Below are 17,258 nucleotides of genomic sequence, written 5' to 3' on the forward strand. Positions count from 1 at the left end.
GTAAGTGAAGGAGGTTTTTATATGAAGGTAGCCGTATTAGGTTCCGGACTTATGGGGAAGGAAGCCGCCCGCGACTTGGTGCAAAGTCCGGGCGTGAAACATGTCGCACTGGCAGATGTTGATTATCAGAAAGCGAAAGACGTGTGCCGGCAGCTGAACAGCCCTATCTTAGGCGCTGCTCAGCTCGATGCCACCAATGAAAAGGAATTAGGGAACTTTATCAAAAATTATGACGTAGTGATCAACGCGCTGTTTTACTCGTTCAATGAAATTGTCGCCAAAAAAGCAATCGAAGCCGGTGTCCATTCTGTCGATTTAGGAGGCCACATAGGCCATATGACGGACAAAGTCTTAAAGCTCAAGGAAGACGCAAAGGCCGCCGGCGTCACCTTAATCCCGGACTTAGGGGTTGCTCCTGGGATGATAAATATTTTGTCAGGATATGGCGTCAGCAAGCTCAATCAAGCAAAATCTATTAAACTGTATGTCGGTGGAATACCAGTTCAGCCAGAACCTCCTTTTGAATATAATCATGTCTTTTCCATGGAAGGCGTTTTTGATCACTATACCGATCCCGCTTTGATTATACGTAATGGCATGAAACAGGAGATCCCTTCCTTATCAGAAATCGAGCGCATAAACTTTGAAAAGTTCGGTCCATTAGAAGCTTTCCATACAGCCGGAGGTACATCCACTTTGTCCTACTCCTATCCGTACTTAGATACATTAGAATATAAGACGATCCGCTACCCTGGCCACGCTGAAAAATTTAAGCTCCTTGTTGATTTGAACCTGACTAGAAATGATTATTTTGTTGAAGTTAAAGGGGCAAAAGTGAGCCCTCGGGAAGTATTTCTAAAAGTATTAGATCCGATAGTCGATTTAAAGGATAAGGATGATGCTGTCCTCCTAAGGGTGTTAGTATCCGGAGAAAAAGACGGGCATTCCACTACTTACACCTACGAAATGGCTACCTTTAAAGATCGGAAAAATAACGTAACAGCAATGGCGAGAGCTACGGCCAACTCTATATCTGTAGTCGCTCAAATGCTGGGGAATGGAACGATCGATAAGCGCGGTGTCTATCCTCCCGAACAAATCGTCCCGGGAAATATTTATATCGAAGAGATGGCTAAACGTGGTGTGAACATTAAAGAAACAAAGCAATTAAAGGAAATATAGGAAGAAAAATAGACAAAGCAGCCCATTTACCAAATATCGGTAGACAGGCTGCTTTTTTACGAATCTAAAACACGAACTGAGGTGCAACAACATTCGTGAAAAAGAGACAGTAAAAAACCTCTGAAAAGTCGAAATGAACTTCCCAGAGGGTGCCTTTATTATTTAATTCCCATCGATATATATTTTAATTCCACATATTCATGGATACCATGGTGTCCACCTTCTTTTCCAAAACCCGATTGCTTGATACCGCCGAATGGTGCTTCCGCTACAGCAGGAAAGACATCATTGATGCCGATGATGCCGTAGTCAAGCTTTTCTGCGACCCGGACGGATCGATCAAGATTATTCGTGAAAAAGTATGCGGCCAAGCCATATTCGCTATCATTGGCTGCGTTAATTGCATCTTCTTCACTGGTGAATGACTGGAGCGGTAGAATGGGACCAAATGTCTCCTCGTTCATGACCAGCATGTCGTTATTGACGCCAGACAGAACGGTCGGCAAATAATAATGTCCTTTGCCTGTACCTTCCCAAAGATTACCGCCACATGCGATTTCAGCGCCTTTTGCAAGGGCATCCTTCACCTGCTCATGGACTTTCTCGGTTGCCCCTTCGTTAATCAATGGACCCATGTCCACCTCCTCTGCAAGTCCATCACCAAGGCGCATTGCTTCTACTTTTTCTACTAATACTTGCTTGAACTCATCCCAAATGTCAGCTTCCACATATACACGGTTCGCACAGATACATGTCTGACCGCTGTTCCGGAACTTGCTTGCCAATGTCATTTCCGCCGCCTGATCCAGATCAGCATCGGCAAAGACGATAATAGGAGCATGCCCTCCAAGTTCAAGGGAAAGTTTTTTCACTTGATCGGCACTCTCTCGCATTAAATGCTTGCCTACTTCCGTTGATCCAGTGAAAGTAATCAGTCGGACATCTTCATGATGGAGTAACGCATTTCCAATTTTGGCAGAATTGCCGGTTACGAGATTCACTACTCCGTCTGGCACCCCCGCTTTTTCGAGGATTTTTACAATTTCAATTGCTGTTAGTGGAGTTTCTGATGCTGGCTTCAATACTACGGCACAACCTGCCGCTAACGCAGGAGCGACTTTCCTGGTAATCATCGAAGCCGGAAAGTTCCAAGGGGTGATTGCCCCCACTACCCCGACAGGCTGTGGAATTACTGAAAGCCGTTTTGATTCTATCGATGACGGAATCCATTCCCCGTATAAGCGATTGGCTTCTTCTGCATACCATAATAAGAAACTGGCTGCCGATTTGATTTCGCCCTTTGCTTCGCGCAGTGGCTTACCCTGCTCCATCGTAAGAATCGCTGCTAAACGGTCTTCCTCTTCTTTCATAAGCTGATTTGCTTTGTAAAGGATAGAGGAACGCTTCCTTGGTGACAAAGATGCCCATTGTTTTTGTGCGCTACTGGCTGCTTCAATGGCATTTTTTGTATCGATATCATCACCATATGATACGTGAGTAAGGATATCCCAGGTCGCTGGATTCCGTACCGGCGTTTTTTTCCGCGAAGATGCACTGTTCCACCTGCCGTTAATATAAATGCTTGGCACGTAAGCCTCAAAAGTGATCAATCAGAACTCCCCCTATTGCTCATCTGGTTCATATGGCCAGGCTGGCAGCATATGATCCAACGGCTTATCCTTCCGGTAACCAAGAACATATTGCGCTTGCATGATCGTATGGATTTCCCGTGTTCCCTCATAAATGACCGGCGCCTTCGAATTGCGTAAATGTCGCTCAACAGGATATTCATTGGAATACCCATAAGCCCCGTGTACCTGAACCGCATCATCAGCAGCTGTATTAGCAAAATCACAAGCCTGCCATTTTGCTAACGAAGTTTCCCTTGTGTTGCGTTTACCCTGGTTTTTCAACTCGCCGGCACGATAAACAAGTAACCGGCTCATCTGGAGTCCCGCCTCCATGTTGGCGACCATCTGCTGCACTAATTGATGTTTACCTATTTCATGACCAAACGTCTTTCGTTCATGACAGTAATCGACACTCGCTTCCAGGCAGGCCATTATTAGTCCGCATGCTCCTGCCGCGACTGTAAAACGGCCATTATCAAGAGCGGACATAGCTATTTTGAAACCGTCCCCTTCTTTTCCAAGTAAATTTTCGGTCGGTACTTTTACGTCTTCAAAAAATAATTCCCCAGTATTACCTGCGCGGATCCCAAGCTTTCCTTTGGTAGCTTTTGAGGAAAAACCAGCTGTGCTTCGTTCCACAATAAAGGCTGATATCCCGTGATGTTTTTTACTTTTATCGGTGTAAGCAAAAACGATAAAATGATCGGCTGTATCGCATAGCGATATCCAAGTTTTTTGCCCATTCAATACATAATGATCGCCCTTATTGGCAGCTGTAGTCTGTATCGCCGCTACATCCGATCCTGCCCCTGGTTCTGTCAGGCCAAACGCTCCTATCTTCTCGCCTGTAGCCTGAGGAACCAGATACTTTTGTTTTTGTCCTTCGTTTCCCCATTGCAGCAAAGTAAGGCTGTTCAACCCGATATGGACCGATACAGCAGTACGGAAGGCAGTATCTCCCCTTTCTAGTTCTTCGCAAACAATAGCGAGGGAGTTATAATCCATTCCACTACCGCCATATACTTCTGGAATACAGACACCCATAAGACCTAAGTCCGCCAATTTGGTTAGAACACCTGGGTCAAATCTACCTTGCTCATCCCACATGCGCATGTTCGGAAGGATTTCCTTATCCACGAACTGACGTGTCATCTTACGTAATAATTCCTGTTCTTCGGTAAAGTCAAAATTCATACACTGATCCTCCAGTCTCTATTTTTACTCCTTTTTCTCCTCGTTAAAAAATTCATGTTGATGTTCCCCGGATTCCGGTGGATGATACCGGTAGGAAACTGGGGTTCTGGACAACTTCAACGGGCTCCCTACCAGCTTAATTTCGCCAGCTCTAGGATGGGGCATAGAGAAAAACATTTCTCTTGCCGCCAGCTGAGGATCCTTCGTTAATACCTTCAAATCCTGGATGGGCCCGCATGGTATTTTCGCTTTATCTAAATGGATTTTCCAATAGGCTGCCGGCTGCTTCTGGAATACTGTTTGTAAAATAGCTGTCAGTTCTCTCCGGTTTTCTACGCGGGCAGGATTAGTAGAAAAACGATGGTCCTCTGCCACTTCGGCAAGTCCTAATAGCTTGCATAAACGCTGGAACTGATGATCATTTCCCACCGCCACTATCATTTCCCCATCTGACGACGGGAAGGTCTGATAAGGGACAATATTGGCATGATGGTTCCCTAAACGCTGGGGTACTTTTCCTGACATAAGGAAATTGCTGGCGATATTGACGAGGGAACTGACCGCTGTATCATAGAGAGCGAGATCAACTTTTTGACCAGTTCCGGAAGCTATTCTTTCCAATAATGCAGCCTGAATGCCGATACAAGCGTACAGTCCTGTCAGCACATCAGTAATGGCTATGCCGACTTTTTGTGGTCCGGATTGCTCATCGCCCGTAATACTCATCAATCCACTCATAGCCTGAATGATAAAATCATATCCGGGCAAATCTTTATAAGGTCCTGTCTCTCCAAATCCAGTAATGCTGCAATAAACAAGACCGGGATTAACCTGTTTCAACTCGTCATAACCCAGTCCCAGCCGCTCCATCGTCCCCGCCTTGAAATTATGGATGACCACATCAAAATCACGGACTAAGTCCATGATTTTCTGTTTTCCTTTTTCACTTTTCAAGTCCGCTGTAATGCTTTTCTTATTACGATTGGCACATAAATAATAGGCACTGACACCTTCCTGAAAAGGCGGCCCCCATTTCCTTGTTTCATCACTGCCGCCGGGAGCTTCGACTTTTACCACCTCGGCCCCCAGGTCCCCGAGTATCATCGTGCAATATGGACCTGCGAGAACCCGTGATAGATCAAGCACTTTGATGTCGGATAATGCACCCTTCATTACGCTCCATCACCTCATTTCTTTAAAAACTGTACCCTATTATGTCTCGTTGTTTTATCTGCTTGTTTTATAATTATGATTTTATGTGAAAGAACATGTCCATAAAGCAGGAATTCCTTACTTGTATTGCTTTTACAAATTAAAGTGTTAATGCTTTAAATAATTTATTAAAAAAGGTTTAGATTTTTCAGATTATAATGTATAATCAATCATTAATTTATCAAAAGGAAGTGAGTTACGTTGAAGATACTAGAGAAAATCAGCAGTTTCATGGGGAGTACATTCGCGGTGTGGGTCGTAGTGTTTGCCGTTGTTGCTTTCTTATATCCACCGGCATTTACCTGGATCGCCCCCTACATTACTCCATTATTAGGAATCATCATGTTTGGTATGGGGCTCACATTATCAGCAAAGGATTTCCAGGAAGTATTTCGCAGACCTAAAGACGTTGCCATTGGGGTTGGTGCGCAATTTCTGATTATGCCTGTATTGGCATTCATACTTGCTGTATCGCTTCCTGTATCGCCTCAAGTTGCGGCCGGCGTTATACTGGTAGGATGTTGTCCAGGAGGAACATCATCGAATGTCATGACATATTTATCAAAAGGCGATACAGCACTTTCTGTTGCGATAACTGCTGTGTCTACCTTGCTTGCACCGGTACTCACACCATTATTAGTTTTACTGTTCGCAAGCAGATGGCTGCCTATTTCTCCCGGTGCGTTATTTTTATCGATCGTCAATATCGTCCTTATTCCAATATTGCTTGGTTTTATTGTAAAAGCGTTGCTTGGCAGTAAAGTGGAAGCAGGAGTAAAGGCTTTCCCTTTAGTCTCGGTGATAGCCATTGTTGCAATTGTTACTGCAGTAGTCGGAGTGAATCAACAGCAGATCGCCACGACTGGAGCTATTATTTTCGCCATCGTAGTACTGCACAATGTACTTGGCTACTTAATCGGTTTAGGACTTGGTAGAATGATGGGGATGGATGCATCCAAACAACGGGCGGTTTCCATTGAAGTCGGCATGCAAAACTCCGGACTTGGTGCCACACTTGCTGCTGCTCACTTTAGTCCATTGGCAGCCGTACCAAGTGCGATTTTCAGTGTCTGGCACAATATTTCCGGTCCGATCATTGCGACTATTTACCGAAAGCAGAAAGAGCGGGAGCCGCAGGAAGTATCGAAGGAGAAATTCAGCGTGAGCTGATTACTTTCTATTGTATTGCATAACCTAAGTGCAACTTCACTAAGGAAAGAGGTTGTATGATGTTAGAAGAACAACTGCGTGGAATGGAAGAATATAATACAGCGACACTGAATGACCAAATGCTTAAAGAAGTTAAGGACTTGGAAGAGAAGCTAAAAGCCTATTCCAACGAACCTGTCATTCTGATCGCTTACACACACCGGTAAAGTACAAAAGCGCAAGCGCCTTGCTCACCCCCGACAAGCTTAAGACAACCCTCGCCGTGACGTTTTTTTGTCACAGAGAGGGCTGACTTAAGACCTCGAGGGGGTAGGCGCTGGAGCTGGATGGAACCCACCACGTAAAATTATCCACAAAAAGAAAATTATATAATTTCCTAGACAATGTAAAAAAGCGCCGCATTCTCTTGAATGCGGCGCTTTTGCTATGTTTTACGCCCCCGGCAGGATTCGAACCTGCGGCACACGGTTTAGGAAACCGATGCTCTATCCCCTGAGCTACGGGGGCACGAAGTTAGCAGGCACAAAGTATATTATACAAAAGATATCGTGATTTGAAAAGATTTCATGTCCGCAAATTCTGTCATTACCTGTCCACTCCTGCTATTTCTGTGGTAAAATATAAGCTGTCTGTCTGAACGTATCGAATTATGTCTCTTGATGTTGGGTAAGGAGGAGAAGAGATGGGACAACTGCCTTTTGTTGCTGTGGAAGGGCCGATCGGTGTCGGTAAAACCTCCCTGTCAAAAAAGATCGCCTCCCATTTTGATTTCCATCTATTGCAGGAAATCGTCGAGGAGAATCCTTTTCTGGGAAAGTTTTATGATGATATCGAAGAATGGAGCTTCCAGACGGAAATGTTCTTTCTATGCAACCGGTTCAAGCAGCTGGAAGATATAGAAACGAAATACTTACGCCAAAACAAGCCTGTAGTGGCTGATTATCATATTACGAAGAATATGATTTTTGCACGTCGTACATTGCCGGAGCAAAAATTTAAGAAATACACACAAATTTACGATATATTGACGAACGATATGCCGCGTCCAAACATGATGGTATATCTTGATGCAAGTCTCGACACTCTGCTGGAGCGTATTCGTATGCGTAATCGCGGTGTTGAAGCGAATATCCAGCCTTCCTATCTGGAGCAGCTCTCTCGTGATTATGAAGAGTTTATGAATCACTTTGAAATGACACATCCCGAGATTCCAGTCATTCGAATTGATGGGGATAAGCTCGATTTCGTCAAACACCAGGATGATCTTCGGTATATTCTTGATCAGGTTGAACACCATCTATACAAAGGAGAAGTTATCACATGAACGCTAGAGAACGCTACGGCATCCCGCACGATAGTGTCATCACGATTGCAGGCACTGTCGGTGTCGGTAAATCTACTATGACCAACGCACTTGCTGACGCTTTGAACTTTCGTACATCCTTAGAAAAAGTAGAAACCAACCCTTATTTGGATAAGTTTTATTATGATTTTGAACGGTGGAGCTTTCATCTGCAAATCTACTTCCTTGCTGAACGTTTCAAGGAACAGAAGAAAATCTTTGAATATGGCGGCGGCTTCATCCAGGATCGCTCGATCTATGAAGATACAGGCATCTTTGCCCGCATGCATTATGAAAAAGGGACAATGTCTGAAACAGACTATGACACGTATACGAACCTTTTTGATGCCATGGTGATGACGCCATATTTCCCTCATCCAGACCTTTTAATTTATTTGGAAGGATCGTTTGAAGATATTTTAGAGCGTATTCAGAATCGTGGACGTCCGATGGAGCAGCAAACTCCGGTTTCTTACTGGGAGGAGATGTTCCAGCGCTATGAAAATTGGATTGATAACTTCAATTCCTGCCCAATACTGCGGTTGAATATCGCGGACTACGATGTTATCAATGATGAAAACAGCATCGATCCCGTCTTAGAGAAAATCGGCCACTTCATTAATCAGTCGCGGAAATGGCGTTCCAGCCGTTTACTGACAAAATAAAAAGAAAGCCTCTCGAGGGCTTTCTTTTTTTGTACACTTTAAGAAAGTTTAATTTTTAAAGGATTAAAGTATAACAAACACTTAGGCTATAGCAAGAAAGTCGTGGCGATTAGCCAAGTTTTTTTAATGTAAAGAGAGAAAAAAGCCGTTACCAGAGGCAACGACTTTTCATATAATCTCCAAATTTTATGCGCTTTGTTTGTATATATGGCGGAGGAGGAGGGATTCGAACCCCCGCGGGGCGTAAACCCCCTGGCGGTTTTCAAGACCGCTCCCTTCAGCCGGACTTGGGTACTCCTCCGTCTTGTCCAACAAATAAAAATATATCATGCCCCTTGTCTTACTGTCAACGCAAAAACCAAAAGATTAAATTTTGTGATAATTAAAATGTAAATGTTAAATAGCAGAAGCAGCCCTGGAAACAACTCCCTCTCCGCTGGTATAAAAACGAGCCTGAGTTAGTTTCAGGCTCGTTCGTATAAACTTTTATTTAATTACCTCTTTGCCGCCAATATATGGACGCAGGACTTCTGGTACGAGTATGGAGCCGTCTTCCTGCTGGTAATTTTCTAAAATAGCAGAGACGGTACGTCCAATTGCCAGGCCAGAGCCATTTAAGGTATGGACGAATTCCGGCTTACCTTTGTCTTCACGCCGGAACCGGATACCGGCACGACGAGCCTGGAAGTCTTCAAAGTTAGAGCAGGAGCTGATTTCACGGTACGTATTGTAGCTTGGCAGCCATACTTCGATATCATACTTCTTAGCTGCCGTGAAGCCAAGATCTCCCGTACACATGCTCATGACACGGTAGGGCAGCTTCAACAACTGAAGGACTTTTTCTGCATTAGCTGTGAGTTCTTCCAGTACGTCATAAGACTCTTCCGGTTTGCAGAACTGGACAAGCTCCACTTTATTGAACTGGTGCTGACGGATCAAGCCACGGGTATCGCGTCCGGCAGAGCCGGCTTCAGAGCGGAAAGAGGCACTGAATGCCACATACTTCTTTGGCAGGTCTTCTGCATCAAGGATTTCTTCCCGGTGATAGTTCGTCACAGGTACTTCTGCTGTCGGCACGAGGAAGTAATCCCAGTCAGCAATGCGGAACGCGTCTTCTTCAAATTTCGGAAGCTGACCGGTGCCTGTCATCGCTGTACGGTTGACCATATACGGAGGCAGCATCTCCTGATAGCCATGTTCGTCTGCATGGAGATCCATCATGAAATTAAGCAAGGCACGTTCAAGTCGGGCTCCAAGACCCTTATAGAATACGAACCGGCTTCCTGTTACCTTGGAAGCACGTTCAAAGTCAAGGATATCAAGTTCTGTTGCCAGGTCCCAGTGCGGCTTAGCTTCAAAACCAAAGTCTGGAAGGTCACCCCATTGACGTGCTTCAATATTGTCGTCCTCATCTTCCCCAACAGGTACACTTTCATGCGGGATATTAGGAATGGATAAAAGCATTGTCTCCAACTGCTCTTCAACTTCTTTCAGTTCGTTGTCAAGTTCCTTGACGCGGTCTCCAACCTCACGCATTTCCTTGATCATATGATCGGCATCTTTCTTCTCTCGCTTCAGTACAGAAATTTCTTTTGAGACTTCATTGCGCTTTGCTTTCAATTCTTCTGTTTCTGCAATCAATTCACGTCTGCGGCTGTCCAGATCACCGAATTTATCGAGATCGGACAAGTCTTCTCCGCGATTTTGTAATTTGCTCTTTACTTCATCAAAATTGTTGCGTAAGAATTTCATATCCAGCATGGTTGTTTCCTCCTTATGATTATTTTAGCTATTAAAAAAACTCTCATCCCTATAAAAATAGGGACGAGAGTTTGTATTCCCGCGATACCACCCTGATTGGAGACAAATATGTCTCCCGGCTCATCTTCAATAACGGCGAATCACCGGATTTGCCTACTGATGGTTCAGCAAATCTGCTCAAGGATGGATTCACAAGCCCTTTTCATCAGTTCACACCGGCCACTGACTCTCTTTAGAAAAGGGAACCTGTTACTAGGTCCTGTCATCGCATTGGAAATAGAATTGTTGTTAATAAAGAATAGCGAATTTTCATTTAGGATGCAAGTGATTTTCTTGATTCTTCTACCATCTCGACAAAATGTGCCGTCAATCGATGGTCATCGGTCAATTCCGGATGGAAGGCGCAAGCCAGTAAATGACCTTGCTGTGCTAATACGATTTTATCCTGGTGGGTAGCCAGGACATCCACTTCCGGTCCGACTTCTAATATATAAGGAGCACGAATAAATACAGCATTGTATCCTTCCGCTACACCTTTAATATCCAAATCGGTTTCAAAGCTTTCACGCTGACGTCCAAACGCATTGCGTTCGACTTTGATATCCATCAGTCCTAAATGGACATTGTCTATTCCTGCAATTTCAGAAGCAAGCAGAATCATGCCTGCACATGTGCCGAAAATAGGCTTTCCTTGTTTACCGAATTCACGTAATGGCTCAAGGAAATTATATTTATCGATAAGACGACGCATTGTCGTACTTTCACCGCCTGGGATAATTAAACCGTCCAACTCGTCCAGTTGTTCTACGCGCTTGACGATGATGCCTTCAGCGCCAGAAGCTTCGACAGAGCGAATGTGTTCTCGGAACGCTCCTTGAAGTCCCAATACACCGATCTTAGTCATGATGCATGTCTCCTTTTTATTCGCTGCGGTCAGCCATACGGTCTGCTGCAGTCAATGTGGACATTTCAATTCCAGTCATTGCTGTACCAAGACCTTTAGAAAGTTCACCAATCAGCTTGTAATCATCATAATGAGTTGTAGCTTCAACAATCGCACGGGCAAATTTTTCCGGGTTGTCAGACTTGAAGATACCAGAACCGACGAATACACCGTCTGCTCCCAATTGCATCATCAAGGCTGCATCAGAAGGTGTCGCTACTCCGCCAGCAGCAAAGTTTACGACTGGAAGACGTCCTTCTTCTCGGATCTGCATAAGGGTTTCGAATGGCGCACCGTTTTCTTTTGCAAATACCATCACTTCATCTTCAGCTAATGATTGAAGGTGACGGATTTGAGATTGTACTTTACGAATATGATTGACAGCTTCTACGATATTTCCTGTACCTGGTTCACCTTTCGTACGAAGCATGGAAGCACCTTCTCCAATACGGCGGGTCGCTTCTCCAAGATCACGGCAGCCGCATACGAAAGGAACCGTGAAATCTCTTTTATTGATATGATAAATATCGTCTGCCGGAGTCAATACTTCACTTTCATCGATATAATCAACGCCCATTGCTTCTAGAACACGAGCTTCTACAATATGGCCGATACGTGCTTTTGCCATTACTGGAATAGATACGGCATTCAATACTTCTTCTGTAACAGTCGGGTCAGCCATACGGGCAACTCCACCTGCTGCACGAATATCAGAAGGGACACGCTCAAGTGCCATTACGGCAACCGCACCTGCTTCTTCTGCGATTTTCGCCTGTTCTGCGTTGACGACATCCATGATGACGCCACCTTTTTGCATTTCTGCCATTCCACGTTTTACTAAATCAGTACCTACTTTAGACATACTCCATTTCCTCCCATTTCTTTATATATAGTTAACTTCAAAAGAGTTCAAATTCACGCACTATTTAATTATTATAACGCAATCTATACTAAATTGCCTACCGGTTTTATCTGGATTAAAACCATCCTTTTACGGTATCGACAGCACTGGTGAAGATATCACTGAAAAAGTCTCCGATCGCTCCAAGCGTCAGCATGAACCAGTTTGCTTTCTCGACAGCCTCTGTGGCCACCAACGGGATGCTCTTATCATCCTGCTGGCCGTCCAGAATGTTGCCATGTGAATTTTCACCATTGTAGACAAGTTCCACTGTCCCAATTTGTTCTCCCTTTTCAATCGGCGCTGTGAGTTTGTCTTCATCATTCAATTTATCTTCGTTTACAATAAAGTTCAGTTCATACTTATCTTCTTCGCCGTTTTTAATCATAGCTTGCACGGCTTCCCCAGTTTCAATTCCTACCTGCTTTTCTTTTCCTTTTGCGACAGGAAGTTCGGATTCACCATCTTTTTGATGACCGGCTGGATACAACTCCTGCCTTTCGAACTGCTGAAAGCCATACTCCATTAAACGACGTGTTTCTTCAAATCGGGCTTCTTCGCTATCGGTCTTCATTACTACAGAAATCAAACGGTTTTCATCCCGTTCTGCAGTCCCTGTAAAACAGTATCCTGCGAGGTCGGTATATCCTGTTTTCATCCCGTCCATGCCTTCATAACCGTATTGAGACAGGTAACCAGGCATGTCCGGAAGCATCCAGTTCCAGTTACGAATAGTCTGATCATCAAATTCTGTTTCTGTAATACTGGAAATTTCCAAAGCTTCTGGATAGTCATTCACCAAATGATAAGCTAATAAAGCAGATGAACGAGCAGAAAGTAAGTTGTCATCATCCGGTTGTGTCCCTTCCGGGTAGTTATCTCCTAAACTACTATTCGGAAGTCCGGTAGAATTGACAAACTGGTATTCTTTTAAACCCATTTCCTTTGCTTTTTCATTCATCATTTTGACGAATTCGCCTTCTGACCCTGCGATCAGTTCCGTGAGGGCAATAGTGGTAGCATTATCTGAGTTGATTGCCATCGCTTCATATAATTCACGGACCGTATAATCTTTATTCTGCTTCAAACCGACCCCGGAAAAGGTATCGTCGGCAGATATGCTATACGGGTAATCACTGATCTGGGTAGTCGTATCCCAGCTAATCTCGCCATTCTCTATCGCTTCAAGCACCAGGTACTCTGTCATCATCTTTGTCATACTGGCAGGTGGCAAAGCCACATCTGATTGTTTATCAAACAGGACTTGTCCACTGTTTGCATCTACTAAAATAGCAGATTCTGCATTAATATCAATCTGAGCGTATGTAGTATTCGGTTGGATGAACCCGACCAGGGTGATCATTACCGCCATCACTACCAGCCATGATGTTTTAAACGTTTGTTTCAACTTACTCGACCTCCACGGTATAAATTATGCATCTTTGTTATTTTATCACAGGCTTACACAAAAAAATAGACAGGGAATAGTCCCTGTCTACGAAATTATATCTAGGTTAAATGGAGTAGTTTGGAGATTCTTTCGTAATCTGTACGTCATGGGGATGACTCTCCCGAAGTCCCGCCCCGGTAATCCGGATAAACTTTCCTTCTTTGCGGAGTGTCGTCAGGTCAGCTGTTCCACAATATCCCATACCCGAACGCATGCCGCCGACTAACTGGTGCAGCGTGTCTGCCAATGGGCCTTTATATGGAACACGTCCCTCGATCCCTTCTGGCACAAGCTTTTTCTTTTCTTCAGAATCCTGGAAGTAACGGTCTTTCGATCCTGCTTCCATAGCACCGACACTCCCCATGCCACGATAGACTTTGAACTGGCGTCCCTGGAAAATTTCCGTTTCTCCAGGGCTTTCCGCTACCCCCGCAAACATGCTTCCGATCATTACCGCATGAGCACCAGCAGCTAAAGCTTTGACGATATCGCCGGAATACTTAATTCCTCCATCAGCGATAACGGATACACCGTGTTTTTCCGCTTCAACGGCACAATCATACACAGCCGTAATCTGTGGAACTCCGACACCTGCAACGACTCGTGTCGTACAAATCGAGCCAGGACCGATGCCTACTTTGATGACATTTGCTCCTGCTTCCGCCAATTCCCTGGTCGCTTCTGGTGTAGCGACATTCCCTGCGATGATATTAACATCCGGGTATTTGGACCTGATCCGCTCTACTTGATTTAATACACCAAGCGAATGACCATGGGCAGTATCTACTACGAGGGCATCCACGCCAGCGTCCACCAGCTTGTCCACGCGGGTCATCGCATCTGCCGTCACACCAACTGCAGCAGCAACAAGCAGTCGTCCCTGTTCATCCTTAGCAGCATGCGGAAACTCGATGACCTTTTCGATATCTTTGATGGTAATCAAGCCTTTGAGGACATTATCGCTATCAACTAGTGGCAGCTTTTCAATTTTGTATTGCTGCAAGATACGTTCCGCTTCTTCCAAATTAGTCCCTACGGCTGCTGTCACGAGGTCATCGCGCGTCATCACTTCCGAAATAGCAATCGAATAATCGTCAATAAATCGGAGATCCCGATTGGTAATGATTCCTACCAGGCGCTGGTTCTCTTCATTATCGACAATCGGTACACCGGAAATCCGGTATTTCCCCATCAAATGCTCCGCATCAAACACCTGGTGTCCCGGGGTTAAATAAAAAGGATCTGTAATAACGCCGCTTTCGGAGCGTTTTACCCGATCGACACGCTCAGCCTGTGCCTCAATCGACATATTCTTATGAATTACTCCAAGGCCACCGTGACGGGCCATCGCTATTGCCATTTTCGCTTCTGTGACTGTATCCATTCCTGCACTTAGAACTGGCACATTCAACTTCAATGTTGGTGACAATTCTGTTGCAACCGATACATCTCTTGGCAATACCTCTGATTTAGCTGGTACTAACAACACATCATCAAACGTCAAACCTTCTTTGGCAAACTTATCCTCACGCACGCTCGATCCTCTCCTTTTCATTAAAAATAGTTTGGGTAAAAATGGGTTAAGCTAGTGGTATAGTGGTGGTTTCGTAACTCTTATTGTTATTTACAATACGCCAATAAAACAGCTTTTTCAACAGTAAATTCATGGAGAGGAGGAATGCGGTTTGCTTCAGAATAATCAGTCTTTTTTAACCTTTTTACAGTCAGTGTCTAATACCCGGAATTACCTGATGGATTGTTATGAAAAACAGGCGATTTCAGATGCCAAATCAAAAGCTTATCGGAATAGCGAACGTTTTTGTTATTTTTTGGAGCATGGCAGAAAGTTTATCGCGACTGGTAAATCATCACCTGTAACGGTTCAGCCTGTGCTTTATTTTTATGGTCTTGGACATTTATTGAAAGCCTGCCTTCTTGTTAAGGATCCGGACTATCCATCCTCGTCTAAAGTACTTGCTCATGGTCTGAGTACAAGGAAAAGAAAAAAGCAGAACTATTCCTTCTCGCAGGATGAAGTGAAAATTCAGCCTCAAGGGTTATTTGCCTACGCCTGTGAACGTCTTTATGAGTCTTCTCCGTTTCGTAGTGACAAGGCGACTATGGAGGAATTGATGCAATTGCTGCCAGATATGCAGGAAATTTACCAATGGAAGGGGAAAGAGCCGCTCTTTCAGGTTGCCGAGTTGAATGAAAAAAGCTTTGAGATCCCTTTATCTCATATTTTTGATCATCAATTGACCGAGCGAAAGGTTAAACAGAGGTTTGCTAATTATCAAGTAACAAGATGGATTAAAAATAACAATGTACTGCAGATAGAGTTAAAGGAACCCTTAAAGCCTTATTTATCTCATCCATTTTACTTTTCCAGTACGAAACAAGCGTTTTATACGCCATATGCCAGAGACACAGCTGATCATCTGCCTGAAATGATGATTCATTATATGCTGCTCTATAATCTCAGTATGATTTGCCGCTATGAAGTGGAATGGTGGATGGACTTGCATCACATCCGCGATACCAGTGATTATGCATTACTGACCCACTTCATTGCTCTTACCAGTGAGGAAACAGAAAAAATGGTCCAACAATGGTTAATAGCACAAAAATAACCCGGACTATAATAGTCCGGGCTAAGCTATGTCCTATGTCAGCTTTAAGTTAAGATTTCGCGGATATAGAGATTCTGCGTTTCTGTTAGATTGATAATTTCTCCGCTGTCCAGCCTGATAATCGGTCTGGTTGGCTGGGACGCTTCGGTAAAGACAATTTCGCCTTTTTGTCCGTCAGAAATCTTTACTTTGGTTCCGGTGGCGTAATTTGTCATGCTTTTGACAAATGCCTGAACTACCGTATGATCTAAGCGCCCGAACTGTTCTTTTATCATCAGTTCCATCACTAAAAAAGGTGATTGCTTGCTCCGGTATAGACGGTCAGTGGTCATCGCATGATACATATCACTCACAGCGATAATTCTGGCAAATAAATGGGTTTTCTTTTTATGGGTACCGAGCGGATAGCCGCTTCCATCCAGTCGTTCATGGTGCTGCAGAACACCTAATTTAGCAGCCTTACTCAAAGCGGAGATGTTCTCAACCATTCGATAGGAATAGATCGGGTGCTTTTTTATATCCTGATATTCTTCCTTTGTTAATTCCGTGTCCTTCATCAGAGTAGATTCATTCAGTTTAGCCATTCCTGCATCACTTAATAATCCTGCTAATCCTAGTTGGAGCCATTCCCCCTGGTTCATCCCCAGTCTCTCTCCTAAGAATGCAGCGATGAAAGCAGTCGATACTGCATGATGGTAGAAGTAGTCCTGTTTCGAAGAATAGTGAGGAAGCAGGAGGATATCTTTTCTTGATTGATTATCTAGTTGCTTAAGTAATGGCACAAACAAATCCCGGATCGCTCCGATATCGAGAGATGCCCCTGCCTGCCATTCAGCAAACCAGCCCTTATATATTTGGACTGCATGAAGATAATGTTTCTTAAACGGGACCGGAAGTGATGATTCATCAAAGGATGGATGAACTTGTTTGCTTTCTTCCAAAGGTTCCGGCTGGAATACTTCGCCTGAAGCCATTTTTGGAGCTACTTCCACTTCCGTGATGAGAAAGCGATCCAGCACCTGTTTATGTATAGCTTTAATTACGGTATTTTTATAAATTAATGGTCGATTTGTTTTTCCGAAGACATCTTTTGTAATGATGCAGCCGGGGACTAATTGTGACGGGTGGATCTGCACGCCCTGATACCTCACTTCCATACCATGTATAAAAAAATAAA

Annotated in this window: 15 protein-coding genes, 2 tRNA genes and 1 other annotated feature; of the genes, 6 read left to right on the plus strand and 11 right to left on the minus strand. The window is 44.2% G+C overall.

Translation table 11 applies throughout. The annotated features are described in order from the left end of the window. Positions 1 to 21 precede the first annotated feature (21 nt). Positions 22 to 1,182, plus strand: a complete 1,161-nt coding sequence (locus FHS45_RS11235; RefSeq protein ID WP_062443684.1) for a saccharopine dehydrogenase family protein — start codon at positions 22 to 24, stop codon at positions 1,180 to 1,182. 158 nt (positions 1,183 to 1,340) lie between these two features. On the opposite strand, the gene FHS45_RS11240 is transcribed toward FHS45_RS11235, so the two are convergent. The 3 genes from FHS45_RS11240 to FHS45_RS11250 are packed head-to-tail and all read right to left on the minus strand — an operon-like array spanning position 1,341 to position 5,180. Beyond that, positions 1,341 to 2,792, minus strand: a complete 1,452-nt coding sequence (locus FHS45_RS11240) for an NAD-dependent succinate-semialdehyde dehydrogenase (RefSeq protein ID WP_062443681.1) — start codon at positions 2,790 to 2,792, stop codon at positions 1,341 to 1,343. A gap of 12 nt (positions 2,793 to 2,804) precedes the next feature. Further along, on the minus strand, positions 2,805 to 4,007 hold the full coding sequence (locus FHS45_RS11245; protein ID WP_062443678.1) for an acyl-CoA dehydrogenase family protein: 1,203 nt from the start codon (positions 4,005 to 4,007) through the stop codon (positions 2,805 to 2,807). A gap of 24 nt (positions 4,008 to 4,031) precedes the next feature. Then, positions 4,032 to 5,180, minus strand: coding sequence for a CaiB/BaiF CoA transferase family protein (locus FHS45_RS11250; RefSeq protein ID WP_062443675.1), 1,149 nt, complete (start codon positions 5,178 to 5,180; stop codon positions 4,032 to 4,034). A gap of 240 nt (positions 5,181 to 5,420) precedes the next feature. Between FHS45_RS11250 and FHS45_RS11255 the strand changes: the two genes are divergently transcribed. Beyond that, on the plus strand, positions 5,421 to 6,389 hold the full coding sequence (locus FHS45_RS11255) for a bile acid:sodium symporter family protein (protein ID WP_148350062.1): 969 nt from the start codon (positions 5,421 to 5,423) through the stop codon (positions 6,387 to 6,389). 59 nt (positions 6,390 to 6,448) lie between these two features. After that, positions 6,449 to 6,595 carry a hypothetical protein gene (locus FHS45_RS11260; protein WP_157620170.1) on the plus strand — a complete coding sequence of 49 codons (147 nt, stop codon included), beginning with the start codon at positions 6,449 to 6,451 and terminating at the stop codon, positions 6,593 to 6,595. A 228-nt stretch (positions 6,596 to 6,823) separates the two neighbouring features. Here the strand turns inward: FHS45_RS11260 and FHS45_RS11265 are convergent. Further along, positions 6,824 to 6,896 (minus strand) — tRNA-Arg (locus FHS45_RS11265). A gap of 175 nt (positions 6,897 to 7,071) precedes the next feature. Here FHS45_RS11265 and FHS45_RS11270 point away from each other — a divergent pair. Together FHS45_RS11270 and FHS45_RS11275 are read left to right on the plus strand one after the other, a co-directional pair. Beyond that, positions 7,072 to 7,713, plus strand: a complete 642-nt coding sequence (locus FHS45_RS11270) for a deoxynucleoside kinase (RefSeq protein ID WP_062443672.1) — start codon at positions 7,072 to 7,074, stop codon at positions 7,711 to 7,713. Beyond that, complete coding sequence (locus tag FHS45_RS11275; protein WP_062443669.1) at positions 7,710 to 8,396, plus strand: deoxynucleoside kinase; 687 nt, start codon at positions 7,710 to 7,712, stop codon at positions 8,394 to 8,396. Before FHS45_RS11270 ends, FHS45_RS11275 begins: the two co-directional genes overlap by 4 nt. A 208-nt stretch (positions 8,397 to 8,604) precedes the next feature. Here FHS45_RS11275 and FHS45_RS11280 read toward each other — a convergent pair. From FHS45_RS11280 to guaB, 6 genes are all read right to left on the minus strand, one after another. Further along, positions 8,605 to 8,697 (minus strand) — tRNA-Ser (locus FHS45_RS11280). Between the two features lie 185 nt (positions 8,698 to 8,882). Then, positions 8,883 to 10,157 (minus strand): serine--tRNA ligase, encoded by a 1,275-nt coding sequence (gene serS, locus FHS45_RS11285; RefSeq protein ID WP_062443666.1) that lies wholly within the window; start codon positions 10,155 to 10,157, stop codon positions 8,883 to 8,885. Positions 10,158 to 10,213: 56 nt separating this feature from the next. Beyond that, positions 10,214 to 10,432: a binding site (T-box leader), on the minus strand. 38 nt (positions 10,433 to 10,470) lie between these two features. Then, the gene (gene pdxT, locus FHS45_RS11290; protein WP_062443663.1) at positions 10,471 to 11,061 is read right to left on the minus strand and encodes a pyridoxal 5'-phosphate synthase glutaminase subunit PdxT; all 591 of its coding nucleotides are present in this window, start codon (positions 11,059 to 11,061) and stop codon (positions 10,471 to 10,473) included. Positions 11,062 to 11,077: 16 nt separating this feature from the next. Beyond that, positions 11,078 to 11,962, minus strand: coding sequence for a pyridoxal 5'-phosphate synthase lyase subunit PdxS (pdxS, locus tag FHS45_RS11295; protein ID WP_062443660.1), 885 nt, complete (start codon positions 11,960 to 11,962; stop codon positions 11,078 to 11,080). Between the two features lie 115 nt (positions 11,963 to 12,077). After that, positions 12,078 to 13,409 carry a serine hydrolase gene (locus FHS45_RS11300; RefSeq protein ID WP_062443657.1) on the minus strand — a complete coding sequence of 444 codons (1,332 nt, stop codon included), beginning with the start codon at positions 13,407 to 13,409 and terminating at the stop codon, positions 12,078 to 12,080. Positions 13,410 to 13,515: 106 nt separating this feature from the next. Then, positions 13,516 to 14,985: an IMP dehydrogenase gene (gene guaB, locus FHS45_RS11305; RefSeq protein ID WP_062443654.1), complete on the minus strand. Its 1,470-nt coding sequence runs from the start codon at positions 14,983 to 14,985 to the stop codon at positions 13,516 to 13,518. A gap of 151 nt (positions 14,986 to 15,136) precedes the next feature. On the opposite strand from guaB, the gene FHS45_RS11310 reads away from it, so the two are divergent. Next, positions 15,137 to 16,081, plus strand: a complete 945-nt coding sequence (locus tag FHS45_RS11310) for a YaaC family protein (protein ID WP_062443650.1) — start codon at positions 15,137 to 15,139, stop codon at positions 16,079 to 16,081. Positions 16,082 to 16,125: 44 nt separating this feature from the next. Here the strand turns inward: FHS45_RS11310 and FHS45_RS11315 are convergent, their stop codons facing one another. Continuing rightward, on the minus strand, positions 16,126 to 17,238 hold the full coding sequence (locus tag FHS45_RS11315) for an HD-GYP domain-containing protein (RefSeq protein ID WP_208416429.1): 1,113 nt from the start codon (positions 17,236 to 17,238) through the stop codon (positions 16,126 to 16,128). Positions 17,239 to 17,258: the final 20 nt, after the last annotated feature.

The sequence above is a fragment of the Thalassobacillus devorans genome (assembly GCF_011761345.1).
Classification (GTDB): domain Bacteria; phylum Bacillota; class Bacilli; order Bacillales; family Halobacillaceae; genus Thalassobacillus; species Thalassobacillus devorans.

Excerpts from the sequence above, each read along its gene's own strand:
- FHS45_RS11235 (WP_062443684.1), top strand. The coding sequence starts at position 22 with ATGAAGGTAGCCGTATTAGGTTCCGGACTTATGGGGAAGGAAGCCGCC.
- FHS45_RS11245 (WP_062443678.1), bottom strand. The coding sequence starts at position 4,007 with ATGAATTTTGACTTTACCGAAGAACAGGAATTATTACGTAAGATGACA.
- FHS45_RS11250 (WP_062443675.1), bottom strand. The coding sequence starts at position 5,180 with ATGAAGGGTGCATTATCCGACATCAAAGTGCTTGATCTATCACGGGTT.
- FHS45_RS11260 (WP_157620170.1), top strand. The coding sequence starts at position 6,449 with ATGTTAGAAGAACAACTGCGTGGAATGGAAGAATATAATACAGCGACA.
- FHS45_RS11270 (WP_062443672.1), top strand. The coding sequence starts at position 7,072 with ATGGGACAACTGCCTTTTGTTGCTGTGGAAGGGCCGATCGGTGTCGGT.
- FHS45_RS11275 (WP_062443669.1), top strand. The coding sequence starts at position 7,710 with ATGAACGCTAGAGAACGCTACGGCATCCCGCACGATAGTGTCATCACG.
- serS (WP_062443666.1), bottom strand. The coding sequence starts at position 10,157 with ATGCTGGATATGAAATTCTTACGCAACAATTTTGATGAAGTAAAGAGC.
- pdxT (WP_062443663.1), bottom strand. The coding sequence starts at position 11,061 with ATGACTAAGATCGGTGTATTGGGACTTCAAGGAGCGTTCCGAGAACAC.
- pdxS (WP_062443660.1), bottom strand. The coding sequence starts at position 11,962 with ATGTCTAAAGTAGGTACTGATTTAGTAAAACGTGGAATGGCAGAAATG.
- FHS45_RS11315 (WP_208416429.1), bottom strand. The coding sequence starts at position 17,238 with ATGGAAGTGAGGTATCAGGGCGTGCAGATCCACCCGTCACAATTAGTC.